Origin of the sequence: Ciceribacter lividus (assembly GCF_003337715.1) — a bacterium.
GTDB classification, from domain to species: domain Bacteria; phylum Pseudomonadota; class Alphaproteobacteria; order Rhizobiales; family Rhizobiaceae; genus Allorhizobium; species Allorhizobium lividum.
In genome coordinates this window covers 108362-121905 of sequence record NZ_QPIX01000011.1, presented here as the reverse complement: position 1 = coordinate 121905, position 13544 = coordinate 108362, and the positions used below count along the sequence as shown (strand labels likewise).

The window sequence follows — 13544 nt, the reverse complement described above, 5'->3', positions numbered from 1 at the left end:
AGATGCCCGGCAGGGCAGAGGGGGGTGAAAAGAGATACATGCCCATGTTCACCCCTCCAGTTCAGGAAGAATGCCCTTGGAGACGGAGGCATTGAGCGTGCCGCGGGCCACCAGCGCAGCAGCGGCGGCGAGGTCCGGTGCCATATAGCGATCCTCCTCGAGTACAGGGACCACGCTGCGCAGCGTTGCGATGGCTTTGGAGAGCTCCGGGCTGGTCGTCAGCGGTGCGCGGAAGTCCACGCCCTGTGCCGCCGCGAGCAGCTCGATGCCGACGATGGCGAAGAGGTTCTCCGTCATCTGCAGCAGGCGCCGGGCGCCGTGGCAGGCCATCGAGACGTGGTCTTCCTGGTTGGCGGAGGTCGGCGTCGAATCGACCGAGGCCGGATGCGACATCTGCTTGTTTTCGCTCATCAGCGCAGCGGACGTCACCTCGGCGATCATCAGCCCGGAGTTGAGGCCGGGCTTTCTGGCGAGGAAGGCTGGCAAGCCGTAGGAGAGGGCGGGGTCGACGAGAAGGGCGATACGGCGCTGGGAGATCGCACCGATCTCGCAGACCGCAATGGCGATCTGGTCGGCGGCAAAGGCGACGGGCTCGGCGTGGAAATTGCCGCCCGAGACGACGCTGTCGTCGGAGAGCACCAGCGGATTGTCGGTGACCGCATTGGCTTCGATTTCGAGCGTGCGGCCGGCCATGCGCAGGAGATCGAGGCAGGCTCCGTCGACCTGCGGCTGGCAACGGATGCAATAGGGGTCCTGCACCCGCTCGTCGCCGTCGATGTGGCTCTGACGGATCACCGAACCGGCAAGCAATCCACGCAGCGCCGTGGCGGTGTCGATCTGGCCCTTGTGGCCCCGCAGCGTGTGGATATCGGCGGTGAAGGGAGCGGACGATCCCATGGCGGCATCGGTCGACAGCGCGCCGGTGATCAGCGCCGACTGGGCGGCGCGATGGGCGCGGAAGAGGCCGGCGAGCGCCAGCGCCGTCGAAGCCTGGGTTCCGTTGATGAGGGCGAGCCCCTCCTTGGCCGCGAGCACGACCGGTGCCAGCCCCGCCTTTTCGAGGGCGGCGCGGCCGGGGAGTCGGGCACCTTCGAAACAGGCTTCGCCTTCGCCCATCATCACGGCGGCGAGATGGGCGAGCGGTGCCAGATCGCCGGAGGCACCGACCGAACCCTTTTCCGGGATAACCGGCGTTACACGCCGCTCCAGCATGGCCTCGATCAGGCGAATGAGCGCCAGCCGCACGCCGGAAGCGCCACGCCCGAGTGAAATGAGCTTCAGCGCCATGATCAGCCGGGTGATGTTTTCCGGCAGCGGCGCGCCGACGCCGCAGCAGTGAGAGAGAATGAGGTTGCGCTGGAGGGTCGCCGTATCGGCCGCGTCGATCTTGATCGAGGCGAGTTTGCCGAAACCGGTGTTGACGCCGTAGACGGGCTCGTTACCGGCCGCAATCGCGGCAATCCGGGTCGCCGCTTTCTCGATGGCCGGATCGAAGCTGCGGTCGAGCACAGCGGATTTGTCGTTCCAGTAGATGGCGGCGAGATCCGAAAGGGTGACGCTGCCGGGATGAAGGGTGATGGTCATGGGCGGTTTCCAATGCTGGCGTCTCGTGACAGGCGTGGGCTCGCGGTTTCTGCGCTGATCCTGGCGGCAGGTGAGGAAAGGCGGTGATCGCCCATTGAATGTGGGTCGCGCATTATTCTCCCCTCCAGACGCGCCGGTGCAGGGGGTTGAAGCCCATGCGGTAGACGAGTTCGGCGGGCTCCCCGATGTCCCAGAGGCAGAAGTCGGCCGATTTCCCGACCTCGAGCGTCCCCGCGTCCTCGATCCTGCCGAGCGCGCGCGCGGCCTCGCGCGTCACGGCGGCGAGGCATTCGGTGACCGTCAGCCCGAAGAGGGTCGCGCCCATGTTCATGGCGAGGAGCAGCGAGGTAAGCGGCGAGGTGCCCGGATTGTTGTCGGTCGCCAGTGCGACCGGCACGCCGTGCTTGCGGAAGAGGTCGACCGGCGGCTTTCGCGTCTCGCGCAGGAAGTAGAAGGCGCCGGGAAGAAGGACGGCGACGGTTCCGGCTTTCGCCATCGCGATCGTGCCCTGCTCGTCGGTATACTCAAGATGATCGGCCGACAGCGCGCCGTAAGACGCTGCGAGCGCCGCACCGGAAAGATTCGAGAGCTGGTCGGCGTGAAGCTTGACCGGCAGGCCGAGCGCCCTTGCTGCGTCGAAGACGAGCCGGATCTCGTCCGGAGAGAAGGCGATCCCTTCGCAGAAGCCGTCGACGGCGTCGATCAGTCCTTCGGCGTGCGCCGCCCGCAGTCCGGGGATCACCACGTCGTGGATGAAGTCGCGGTTGCGGCCCCTGTAGTCGGCCGGCGTCGCGTGCGCCCCGAGATAGGTGGTCGTGATCGATACCCGCCGTAGCGCGGCGAGCCTGCGTGCCGCCCGCAGCATCTTCAACTCGTCATCGACGGTCAGGCCGTAGCCCGACTTTATCTCGATCGTGGTGACGCCCTCTGCGAGCAGTGCATCGAGGCGCGGCAGGGTCTCTTGGACGAGGTCGTCTTCGCTTGCCGCCCGCACCTGACGCACCGACGAGACGATGCCGCCGCCGGCTCTTGCGATTTCGTCGTAGCTCGCCCCGGCAAGCCGCATCTCGAACTCGTTCGCGCGGTTGCCGGCATGGACGAGATGGGTATGGCAATCGATGAGGCCGGGCGTGATCCAGCGCCCCTCGCAATCGAAAAGGTCGGAGGAGGTGAGCAGCGTGGTGGGTAGATCGGCGGCCGGCCCCGCATAGGCGATGCATCCGTCACGGACGACGAGCGCGGCCTCTTCGACGATGCCGAGCCCAGGGCGTTTCGGATCGAGTGTCGCAAGCCGCGCATTGGTCCAGATGCGAACCGCCGTCGCCATGTCGTTCCTCCTCCTCAAGGATGTTGCGTGACGCCTGTTTCTGGAATATGTATATACTTAATCGGAAACGATGCAAGACGAAAAGCGATCAAAGAGGGAGGATGGGCCGATGGCCTCGATACATGCGAAGCTGGCGCTCCTGCCGGACGGCTGGGCAAGCGACGTCCGGATCGGCTTCAACGGGCGTGACATCGAGACGGTCGAGACGGGCATCGAAGCCGCCCCCGACGATGAACGCCATGACGTCCTTCTTCCGGCGATGTCCAATCTTCACAGCCATGCCTTCCAGCGCGGCATGGCGGGGCTCGCCGAGATGCGCGGACCGGCGGAGGATAATTTCTGGAGCTGGCGAACGGTGATGTACAAGTTCGCCCTTTCGATGAACCCCGACCAGATGCAGGCGATCGCGGCACAGCTCTATGTCGAGATGCTGGAGGCGGGGTTTTCGCGCGTCGGCGAATTCCACTATCTCCATCACGAACGGGACGGCCGGCCCTATGCCGATATCGCCGAGATGGCCGCCCGCATTGTCGCGGCGGCGGAAGAGACCGGCATCGGGCTCACCTTGTTGCCCGTCTTCTATGCCCATTCGAATTTCGGCGGGCTTTCTCCGACCGACGGTCAGCGGCGTTTCATCTGCGATCTCGATTCGTTCGACCGCCTCCTCGACGGGGCGAGACGTGCGGCGAGCCGCTTGCCGGGTGCCGTCACCGGCATTGCTCCTCACAGCCTGCGGGCGGTCACGCCCGACGAGCTTGCCGCCCTGACAAGGCTCTCTCCCGAAGGACCGATCCATATCCACGCGGCGGAGCAGGTGAAGGAGGTGGAGGATTGCATCGCCGCGCTCCAGAGGCGTCCCGTCGAATGGCTGCTGGAAAACGCCGGCGTCGATGGGCGCTGGTGCCTGATCCACGCCACCCACATGACGGCGGAGGAGGCACGGGGGCTCGCCCGGTCCGGCGCTGTCGCAGGGCTCTGCCCGGTCACCGAGGCCAATCTCGGCGACGGTTTCTTCGAGGCGGAAACTTATCTTGCGAACGCCGGCGCGTTCGGCGTCGGCTCGGATTCCAACGTGCTGATCGGCATCCGTGACGAGTTGCGGCAGCTCGAATATGCGCAACGTCTCGCAAAACGGGCGCGTAATATCGTCGCCGTTCCCGGCGGGTCGACCGGGCGGCGCCTCTTCGACGGTGCGATTGCCGGCGGTGCGCAGGCGCTCGGTGTGCGGTCGGGGCTGGCAGCGGGTGCGCCGGCGGACATGATGACGCTCGACCGTTCCGCCGCCCCTTACGTCGGCGCCGACCATATCCTCGATCACTTCATCTTCGCGGACGGCATTCGGGTCGGTTCGGTCTGGGCCGGCGGACGCAAGCTCGTCGAAGACGGGCGGCATGTCCATCGCGAGGAGATCGCCGCGCGGTTCCGGCGCGTCATGGCGGAACTCCTCTCCAACTGAGCCCACGCGGCCTGGCCAAGATTCCGGTTCAGTCCGGTCGATGGCTGCGCTAAAGCAGGGCGACCATGCGTGGGAGCGAGCGATCAGTGAAGACGAAGACCGGTTCAGGCAAGGAAGCGACCTTGCACCAGCGCATCCTGGGCGACATCGAGAACCGGATCCTGACCGGTGAATGGCCGCCCGGGCATCGTATTCCTTTCGAAGTGGATCTCGCGACCGAGTATGATTGCTCCCGCATGACGGTCAACAAGGTGATGACCCAGCTCGTCAAGGCGGGGCTCGTCGAACGGCACAGGAAGGCAGGCAGTTTCGTCCGCCAGCCACAGGCGCAGTCGGCGGTGCTGGAAATCCACGACATCGAGGCGGAGGTCAAATCGCTCCGCCTCGCCTACGCCTTCACCCTCGTCCGCAAGGTCGAACGCATCGCCGCTGCCGACGATCGCAGGCTCCTCGAGGTCGGGGAGGAGGCGTCGGTGGCGGAGGTTCTCTGCATCCATTTCGCCGGAGAGCGTCCCTTCTGCATCGAGGAGCGCCTGATCAATCTCGGCGTTGTTCCCGAGGCGGCAAATTCGGACTTTGGCGGAATGCCGCCCGGACGCTGGCTGCTGCGCCAGGTGCCCTGGACGACCGCCGAACACCGGATCAGCGCTGTTCCGGCGGAGGCCGAAACGGCTCGCATGTTGAGGATCGCCAAAGGCACGGCCTGCCTCGTCGTCGAGCGGCGGACCTGGAGCGGGCAGGGGCCGGTGACATGGGTGCGTTTCACCTATCCCGGTGACAGCCACGCGCTCGTCGCCCGCTTCACCCCGGCCTCGAACCAGCCGGAACGCTCGTGAGGCCGTAGATGGTGTGACGGCAGCTGATGCCTGCTTTGGGGCGTACAAAGTTCTGGCAACGAATAGCTTTTACGACCACTCAAATGGACAGAGCCTGACTGCACCGAGGTGTTGTGACACGATGTACAAAATTCTGGACACGAGAAACCCTCATGTCCATTCAAATGAACAAGATTGTAGCCGTGTCCCGCCGGAGAAGCTACTCCAGAGTCACACGCCAGGCGCTCGCCATGCTCGTCCGCCTGTCTTCGCAGATTACTTGCGCGTGCCGACGGCGCGATTTTCCGAGGATACCCGCCTCCCGGCAAGCGAGATCTTATGCGGACATGAACCGGACATCGCCGCCTGAAGTTTTTAGCTGTCAATTTATCTAACATATTGGTATTATGCAGTTATGCGTCACGATAAACCGGACATTGAAGCGGACATAAAAGCGGCAGAGGATCGCGGTGAATCTATCGGACTGATGGAGCCGATGACGATTGCCGAGGGCAGCAAGCACACCGGGCCGCTTCTCGATCTGGCGATGGAGCTGACCGCCGCCTCCGCCGGATTAAAGCGCAGCCTTCCTGCCGAAATCGTCACGGCGCTGTCCGATCTCGTGCGCTCGATGAATTGCTATTACAGCAACCTGATCGAAGGTCACGATACACATCCGGTCGATATCGAGCGGGCGCTTAAGAATGATTATAGTGCCGATCCACAGAAGCGAAACCTGCAACTCGAAGCCAGGGCGCATATCGAGGTGCAGCGCTGGATTGATCATGGCGGCATGACCGGGCGCGTTACCGCGCAGGAAACCATTCTGGAAATCCATAGGCGTTTTGGCGAGCTGTTGCCGGACGAGCTTTTGATCGTGACCAATCCCGACACCGGCGAAAAAATCCGCATGGTGCCAGGCGTGCTACGGACGCGCGATGTAAAGGTCGGGCGTCATATCGCGATCAGCCCCGGCGCTATACCCCGTTTCCTGAGCCGTTTTGATGGGGCCTATAAGATGCTAGGGCGCTCGCAAAAGCTGCTTGCCGTCGCGGCGGCTCACCATCGATTAGCCTGGATCCACCCGTTTCTGGACGGTAATGGCCGTGTCATCCGCTTGATGTCTTACGCCATGATTCGGGAATTACTGGATACAGGCGGTATCTGGTCGGTTGCGCGGGGCCTTGCGCGCAGCGAGACGTCCTATAAGGCGCATCTGATGGCCTGCGACGAGCCACGACGCGGCAATCTCGATGGGCGCGGAACATTGAGCGAGACGGCGCTTGCCGATTTCACCCGTTTCTTTCTCGAAATGTGCCTGGATCAGGTCCGCTTCATGGAAGAGATAATTGAGCCTGAACGCCTGCGCAGCCGCATCCTGCTCTGGGCGGAAGAGGAAATCAGGCTCGGCAATCTGCCCGCCAAATCAACGAATGTTCTGGAGGCGCTGCTTTATCGTGGTAGCCTTCCGCGCGGCGATGTTGCCGATGTTGTCGGCGCGGGTGACCGGCAAGCGCGGCGCATCGTGTCTGCCTTAGCGGAGTATGAGGTTATTGTCTCGGAAAGCTCGCGCGCGCCTTTGAAACTGGCGTTTCCGGCAAAGCTGGCTTCTCGCTGGATGCCGGGGCTTTTTCCGGAAAAGCGCTAACCTCGGGAAGACAAAAGGGCATCTATCGATGCCCTTTTGTCTCCGATTCGGATATTGATTCATGTCCCCAAGGCCTCACTGGCACCAACAAATCAGCCGCTCTCCGCCAATTTCGGTTTCGGTGTGGTCCATGGCCAGATCGCGGGTGATGGCGTCATAGTCGATGTAGTGTGCGAGGTGATCGGGGATTCCACCGAACAGGCCTTCATCCACGAATTCCTCAGTCAGCTCTTTCATCGAACTAGCACGTAGATATCGACGTCGAAATCATCGGGATCAACGCTGGCCGGATCGAAGGGTTAACCTGGATGCGAGGAGTGAACGACTGCCTGTCAGGCAATCCGCCCCGGCCGGGCATCGGGCGTCAGCCTGTCCCGCAGTTGTTCGACGGTCATCGGCTTTCCGCAGAGATGTCCCTGCAGCGACTGGCAGCCCGCTTCACGGGCGGTCCTTGCCTGTTCCTCCGTCTCAATTCCTTCCGCCGTGACGGGAAGATCGAGGGCGGATGCGAGGTGAATTGTGGCCTTCAGCACTTCGCCGTTGTTCGAGCTCATCAGGGACCGGTCGATCTTGACCTTGTCGAACCCGAACTGCCTGAGCGTGCCGATGCTCGCATGCCCGGTGCCGAAGTCGTCCATCGCGAAACGGACGCCGACGGCGCGCAGCGCATCGATCGACCGGCGGGCGCGGTCCGGCTTCGAGATCAGGACACCTTCGGTGACTTCGAGAATGAGGCGGTTGGCGTCGAAGCCTTCCTCCGCGAGCATCTTCTTCACCTCTCCGGCGAAGTTCGGGTTGCAGAGCTGGATCGGTGAGACGTTGACGGAGAGCTCCAGAGACTGCCAGCAGGAAACAGTCCGGATCGAACCCAGAAGTATCTTCCGCGTCAATGCCTCGATGAGGCCGGACTTTTCCGCCAGGGGAATGAACACTTCGGGGCTGACGGTGCCGGTCGGCGGCACCCATCGTGCCAGGGCCTCGACGCCGTTGATTTCTCCGTCAGTCGCCGCAATGAGCGGCTGGAAGACGATCTTTATCTCGTCCTGCTCTATGGCGGTCTTCAGGCGGTTTTCCGCGAAGGCCAGCTCTTCCCGCTCCTTATCCAGTTGGTCGTCGAACGCAACCACCTGTCCACGGCCGTCTTCCTTGGCGCGGTAGAGCGCCATGTCCGCACGGCGAATGATCTCGAGTTCGGGGAGGTCCGCAGTCTTCGCCGCAAAGCCGACGCTCGCCCCGACCTCGACTGTCCGACCATCGATGTCGAAGGGTTCGGCGAGCGATCGTACGATGCGATCGCCGAACTCGACCGGGCTGGCCGAACCTTGCTGGATGACGGCGAATTCGTCGCCGCCGAGGCGCGCCGCAGCGACGACGTCGGGATGAACGGTCGCGAGCTTTTCGGCGACAAGGCGGATGAGCGCGTCGCCGACGGCATGCCCCCAGGTGTCGTTGACCGCCTTGAAGCCGTCGAGGTCGATGAGATGGACGACAGATGATCCTTCCGGGGCCTCGCGGATCGCCCGGATGAGGCCGACTCTGTTCAGGAGTCCCGTCAGGTAATCGTGGCTCGCATCATGGGACGCTTTGGCAGCGGCCGCACGTTCCTTGCGCAGTTCCATGGCAGAAAAGGAGACGACCACCAACAGGAAGAGGACGAACAGCCCGACCAGCATGGCCAGTCGCGGCTTCACCTGTTCGTAGACGGAGGAGCCGGGGCGCTGTTCGGGCCAGTTCAGATATCCGATGGCCTGCCCGTCCGTTCCGTGGAGAGCCCGGATGAGATACCCCGGCTGTGGCGTGTCGCCGAGCGCGAGCCCTTCGATCTGGAAGTCTTCGGAGATGGCGGCGACGTATTCCGGTGTCAATTCCTTGAAGAAGGTGAGGGACTTGTAGCCTCCGTTATCCGGTTGATCCGCAAACGGCTGGATCGCCATTGTGGCAAGCATCATCACGCGGCCGGAAAAGGGGTAGAAATTGATGAGCGGGTCGGAACCGCGATTGCCGGACGCCTCGATTGCCCGCCGGACGAAGTCGGGGCCGAATGCCGAAATCGCATCGAACTCCTCGCCCTTCAGATAGGCTTTGATCTGCGCACCTGTCGCGTCGAGGACGATCGCCCCGTCGTAGAGTGGGTAATCCTCGCTCGTCGATCCCCAATTGTCGTAGATCCATTCGTCAGCCTCTGGCGAGGAGACTGCGGTATAGGCGTCATCCCAGACCGCGTTGTCGCGGACCGTTGCTCCCAGCTTCTTCTTGATCGATGACACCGCCGCCTGCACCGCGTTCGCGGAGCGGTTGGCATCGATGGAGTCGGCGGCATCGCGCATCGTCGTGATGACGCTGGCCGAGAGAAATGCCACGGCGAAGGCGATGGCAAGCACGAAGGTCGTTGCCAGGATCACACCACGGGTCTGTTTTATTGCGCGCTTCTTCTTCACCGGAACCATATCGGAGGTCTTGCTGATTACATCGTCATGTCCGGGTGGACCGCAGGAAACATCATGTCCGCCGAGCGCTGCATCCTTCCGATTAGCAGAGATTCCTTTCCAAATTGGTACGAATTGCCGGGCAGGTCTTCTTCCGCCGCATTTCCGCTGCGACCGAAGCGGCTTTTGCCCTTGCTGTTTCGCTTCAGTCCGCCGCGTTCTTCTCCGCGCAGATCGCGTAGCGGTGCTGGGTCGCCCGCTCGAGCCCCTTGAGGAAACCGAAGTTCTTCTTCTGGGTGCGATGGATCGCCCGCATGTCGGTATCGACCGTGATCCTCGCGAATCCGGCCTGGCGGAGAAGGTCGACGACGGCCTCGGCCCGCGCGCCGCCGGAGAAATAGACGCGGGAGAGGATACCCTGATGCGTCTCGGCAAGGGCCTCGGTCGACGGCCCGTTTTGCGCGTTCGCGGCGGAGGTCAGCCAGCGAGAGACCCTCCTTGCGAGACGCGCGACGAGGCCGGGATTGACGAAGTCTCCGTCAACGATGAGCAGCCGGCCGCCGGGCCTCAGCAGGCGGTGCCACTCGCGAAAGGCCGAGAGGGGATCGACGAGCGTCCACACGAGATGGCGGTTGGTGATGACATCATAGGAGTCGTCGAGCTCCATGGTGTTTTCAGCGTCGCCGATCAGGAAGCGGATCGCCCGCCCGCGAGCCCTGGCCTTCGCGCGGGCTCGTTCCAGCATCGGCTCGGCCCAGTCCATGCCCGTCACACGGAAACCGAGATCGTCGAGCAGGTGCGAGACGACGGCCGTGCCGCAGGCGAGGTCGAGCGCCTTGCGGCCGTCGCCTTCTCCGAGATGGCGCCGCAACAGAGCGTGCCACGCCGCCCGTTCGGCCTCGGAGAAGATCTCGTGGCCGGGCTGGCTGTCGAAGGTCTCGGCCCGCACCGACCAGTAGGCTTTGATCTCATCGCGAAGATCGTGATTTGAAAAGGTCGTAACCGTCTGCATTCCGGGGGCTTTCCTGAAAACGTGGAGTGATGTTGGAAGCTTTCTAAAAGATAATTCTTGACTCGAAAAGTCATAAAATCATAAATCGCCTCAACACACATCGCAGGAGAAATAAATTGTTCGGATTCAACAAGGTGGCCTCCGCCGCCGCGTTTTCGCTCGCTCTTTTTTCTGGTGCCGCCTTCGCCGAAACGGTGACCGTCAAGGACATCACCGGCCGGGAAGTCCAGGTGAACGTGCCGGTCGAGCGCGTCATCCTGGGCGAAGGCCGGCAGATCTATTTCACCGCCGCCCTCGATACCGATGCTCCCTTCCGGCGCGTCGTCGGCTGGCGTGACGACTTCAAGAAGGCGGATCTCGACGGCTACAACATCTATCTCGAAAAGTTTCCCGAGATGGCCAAGATCCCGACCTTCGGCGGCATGAAGGACGGCACCTTCGACATCGAGCAGGCGGTGACGCTGAAACCCGACGTCATCATCATGAACACCGAGGCGAAATCTGCGACCGAGGAAAGCGGCTATATCGAGAAGCTCGCCAAGGTCGGCATTCCGCTTGTCTATATCGACTTCCGCGAAAAGCCGATGCAGAACACCGACGAGTCGATGCGCATCATCGGCAAGTTGTTCGGCAAGGAGGCCCGTGCCGAGGAATTCGTGAAGTTCCACGACGAGCAACTCGCCCGCGTCACCGAAGTGCTCGCCAAGGCGGGGGAAATCGACAAGCCGGTGGTCTTCATGGAACGCGCCGGCGGTTACAGCGACGATTGCTGCATGTCCTTCGGCAACGAGAACTTCGGCAAGATGGTCGAGCTCGCCGGCGGCGTGAATATGGCGAAGGACATCATTCCCGGCACCTTCGGCACGGTCAATCCCGAGCAGATCATCGCTTCCAATCCGGATCAGGTCATCGTCACCGGCTCCAACTGGGAGCTCTACGTCCCCGGCGGCAAATGGGTGGGTGTCGGCCCCGGCGCGGATGCGGCGACCGCCACGCAGAAGCTTGCGGCCCTGATGCAACGTCCCGCCTTCACCGGCGTCAAGGCCGTCGAGGAAGGCAATGTCCACGCGATTTGGCACCAGTTCTACAACAGCCCCTACCAGTTCGTGGCCGTCCAGCAGATCGCCAAGTGGCTCCATCCGGACCTCTTCAAGGATCTCGACCCGGATGCGACCTTCAAGGAACTGCATGACCGCTTCCTGCCGGTCGCCTACCACCCCGGATACTTCGCCTCCCTGAAGGCCGGTCTCTGAAAGTGACATCGGGGCGGCGATATTCGCCGGCCCCCATCCCACCGAGGTCAGACATGCGCATTTCCACGATTTCCAGCGAACCTATCGCGTCCCTGTCGGGCATTTCGTCGACCAGGGAGGGCATCTGATGGTCGCCCTTGCGGACATGCGCATTGCACGCGAGGGGGAGATGGCAACCGGGCGACAATACCGCGCGCTCGCCGGCCGGCGGTTCGCGATCCTCGTCCTGCTTTTTCTCGCCCTGCTGCTCTCGGTCGCCGCCGACATGGCGCTCGGTCCGGCCCGCTATACCCTCAGCCAGGTCGTTTCCGCTGTTCTGTCCCCTTCCGAGGTCGGAAACCAGCTCCGCGTCGTCATCTGGGACATCCGCATGCCGATCGCGCTGATGGCGGTCACCGTCGGCGCCTGCCTCTCGGTCGCCGGTGCACAGATGCAGACCATTCTCGCCAATCCGCTCGCGAGCCCCTTCACCCTCGGCATCTCGGCCGCGGCGGGTTTCGGCGCCGCGATGGCGCTCGTCGCGGGCGTGGCGATCTTTCCGGCGGCCGTCGAATACATGATTCCGATCAACGCCTTTCTGATGGCGATGCTCGCCTCGCTCTTCATCTACGGCGTCTCGACGCTCCGCGGCGTGACGGTCGAGACCATCGTGCTGCTCGGCATCGCGCTCGTCTTCACTTTCAACGCGCTTCTGTCGCTGCTCGAATATCTCGCCTCCGAACAGGCGCTCGCCGCGGTCGTCTTCTGGACCATGGGCTCGCTCACCAAGGCGACCTGGCCCAAGGTCGCGGTCACCGGCGCAGTGCTCGTTTTCGTCATCCCACTCTTTGCCCGCAATGCCTGGGCGCTCACCGCACTGCGCCTCGGCGACGACAAGGCAGCCTCCTTCGGCGTCAATGTCCGGCGGCTCAGGCTCGAAACGATGATGCTCGTGAGCCTCCTTGCGGCAATCCCGGTTTCGTTCGTCGGCACCATCGGCTTCATCGGTCTCGTCGGGCCTCACATCGCCCGCATGGTCGTCGGCGAGGACCAGCGCTTCTTCCTGCCGGGCTCGGCGATCTGCGGTGCGCTCCTGCTCTCGGTCACCTCGGTCGTCTCGAAGGTGCTGATCCCCGGTGCCATCCTGCCGATCGGGGTCATCACCGCACTCGTCGGGGTTCCCTTCTTCTTCTCCCTCATCTTCACCAACCGGAGGCGCGCATGGTAGCCATCAGACTGGAGGGCCTCGGCGCCCGCTACGGCCGGGCGCAGGTCTTCGAAGGCATCACCACCGATCGCCTGCCGGGCGGTGAGCTCACCGCCGTCATCGGGCCGAACGCCGCCGGCAAGTCGACGCTCTTCAAGCGTATTGCGAGCCTGCTTTCGGGTCCCGGAACCGTGCATGTCGAAGATGTCCGCCCCGAGCGGCGGGCCGTCTGCTACATGCCGCAGGACACCGGCGCCAATGCGGTGCTGACCGTCTATGAATCGGTTCTGCTCGCGGCCAAGCAGGGGGGAGGCTGGCGGGTTGCCGAGCGCGACCTTCGCACCATCGACCGGTTGCTCGAGGACCTGCGGATTTCCGACCTCGCCTTCCGGGATCTCGGCGCGCTCTCGGGCGGCCAGCGGCAACTGGTGGCAATCGCCCAGGCACTGGTGCGCCGGCCGGAAGTGCTGCTGATGGACGAGCCGACCTCCGCACTCGACCTCTTCCGGCAGATCGAGGTGCTCGATTTCATGCGCAGGACCGCGGCCAGCGAAGGCATGGCGGTGCTGATCGCCCTCCACGACCTCAACCATGCGCTCCGCTACTGTACGCGCACCATGGTGATTGCCGAGGGCCGGCTGGTCGCGAGCGGCCCGACGGACGAAGTCATCACGCCCGCCATGCTGCGGGACGTCTACAAGGTCGCCGCCCGCGTCGAATGCTGCAGCGAGGGCCGGCCGATGATCGTCGTCGACGGAACGGCGTGAGCCGCAAGGCGAACGGGAGTCCTCAGCGCCACGATGAACGGGTTGCCGGACGGTGAGCTGGGCCTTTCGA

11 protein-coding genes are annotated in these 13544 nt (G+C 63.4%); 6 read left to right on the top strand and 5 right to left on the bottom strand.

The features are described 5' to 3' along the window. Positions 1 to 48: 48 nt before the first annotated feature. Complete coding sequence (hutH, locus tag DFR48_RS18390) at positions 49 to 1584, bottom strand: histidine ammonia-lyase (protein ID WP_114364672.1); 1536 nt, start codon at positions 1582 to 1584, stop codon at positions 49 to 51. A gap of 112 nt (positions 1585 to 1696) precedes the next feature. Then, a complete protein-coding gene (hutI, locus tag DFR48_RS18385) occupies positions 1697 to 2911 on the bottom strand; it encodes an imidazolonepropionase (protein WP_114364671.1) in 1215 nt (404 codons plus the stop codon). Between the two features lie 109 nt (positions 2912 to 3020). Here hutI and DFR48_RS18380 point away from each other — a divergent pair, with 109 nt between their 5' ends. From DFR48_RS18380 to DFR48_RS18370, 3 genes are all read left to right on the top strand, one after another. Beyond that, positions 3021 to 4367, top strand: a complete 1347-nt coding sequence (locus DFR48_RS18380) for a formimidoylglutamate deiminase (RefSeq protein WP_114364670.1) — start codon at positions 3021 to 3023, stop codon at positions 4365 to 4367. Positions 4368 to 4453: 86 nt separating this feature from the next. Beyond that, on the top strand, positions 4454 to 5203 hold the full coding sequence (hutC, locus tag DFR48_RS18375; RefSeq protein ID WP_245415654.1) for a histidine utilization transcriptional repressor HutC: 750 nt from the start codon (positions 4454 to 4456) through the stop codon (positions 5201 to 5203). Positions 5204 to 5597: 394 nt separating this feature from the next. Continuing rightward, complete coding sequence (locus tag DFR48_RS18370; protein ID WP_114364668.1) at positions 5598 to 6830, top strand: Fic family protein; 1233 nt, start codon at positions 5598 to 5600, stop codon at positions 6828 to 6830. 75 nt (positions 6831 to 6905) lie between these two features. On the opposite strand, the gene DFR48_RS18365 is transcribed toward DFR48_RS18370, so the two are convergent. From DFR48_RS18365 to DFR48_RS18355, 3 genes are all read right to left on the bottom strand, one after another. Then, on the bottom strand, positions 6906 to 7067 hold the full coding sequence (locus tag DFR48_RS18365) for a hypothetical protein (protein ID WP_114364667.1): 162 nt from the start codon (positions 7065 to 7067) through the stop codon (positions 6906 to 6908). Positions 7068 to 7162: 95 nt separating this feature from the next. Next, complete coding sequence (locus tag DFR48_RS18360; RefSeq protein WP_245415653.1) at positions 7163 to 9268, bottom strand: bifunctional diguanylate cyclase/phosphodiesterase; 2106 nt, start codon at positions 9266 to 9268, stop codon at positions 7163 to 7165. Between the two features lie 193 nt (positions 9269 to 9461). Beyond that, positions 9462 to 10268 (bottom strand): class I SAM-dependent methyltransferase, encoded by an 807-nt coding sequence (locus DFR48_RS18355; protein WP_114364665.1) that lies wholly within the window; start codon positions 10266 to 10268, stop codon positions 9462 to 9464. A 116-nt stretch (positions 10269 to 10384) separates the two neighbouring features. Between DFR48_RS18355 and DFR48_RS18350 the strand changes: the two genes are divergently transcribed. From DFR48_RS18350 to DFR48_RS18340, 3 genes are all read left to right on the top strand, one after another. Continuing rightward, positions 10385 to 11521, top strand: a complete 1137-nt coding sequence (locus DFR48_RS18350; protein ID WP_114364664.1) for an ABC transporter substrate-binding protein — start codon at positions 10385 to 10387, stop codon at positions 11519 to 11521. A gap of 127 nt (positions 11522 to 11648) precedes the next feature. Next, positions 11649 to 12728 carry a FecCD family ABC transporter permease gene (locus tag DFR48_RS18345; protein ID WP_245415652.1) on the top strand — a complete coding sequence of 360 codons (1080 nt, stop codon included), beginning with the start codon at positions 11649 to 11651 and terminating at the stop codon, positions 12726 to 12728. Next, a complete protein-coding gene (locus DFR48_RS18340) occupies positions 12722 to 13474 on the top strand; it encodes an ABC transporter ATP-binding protein (protein WP_114364663.1) in 753 nt (250 codons plus the stop codon). Before DFR48_RS18345 ends, DFR48_RS18340 begins: the two co-directional genes overlap by 7 nt. Positions 13475 to 13544: the final 70 nt, after the last annotated feature.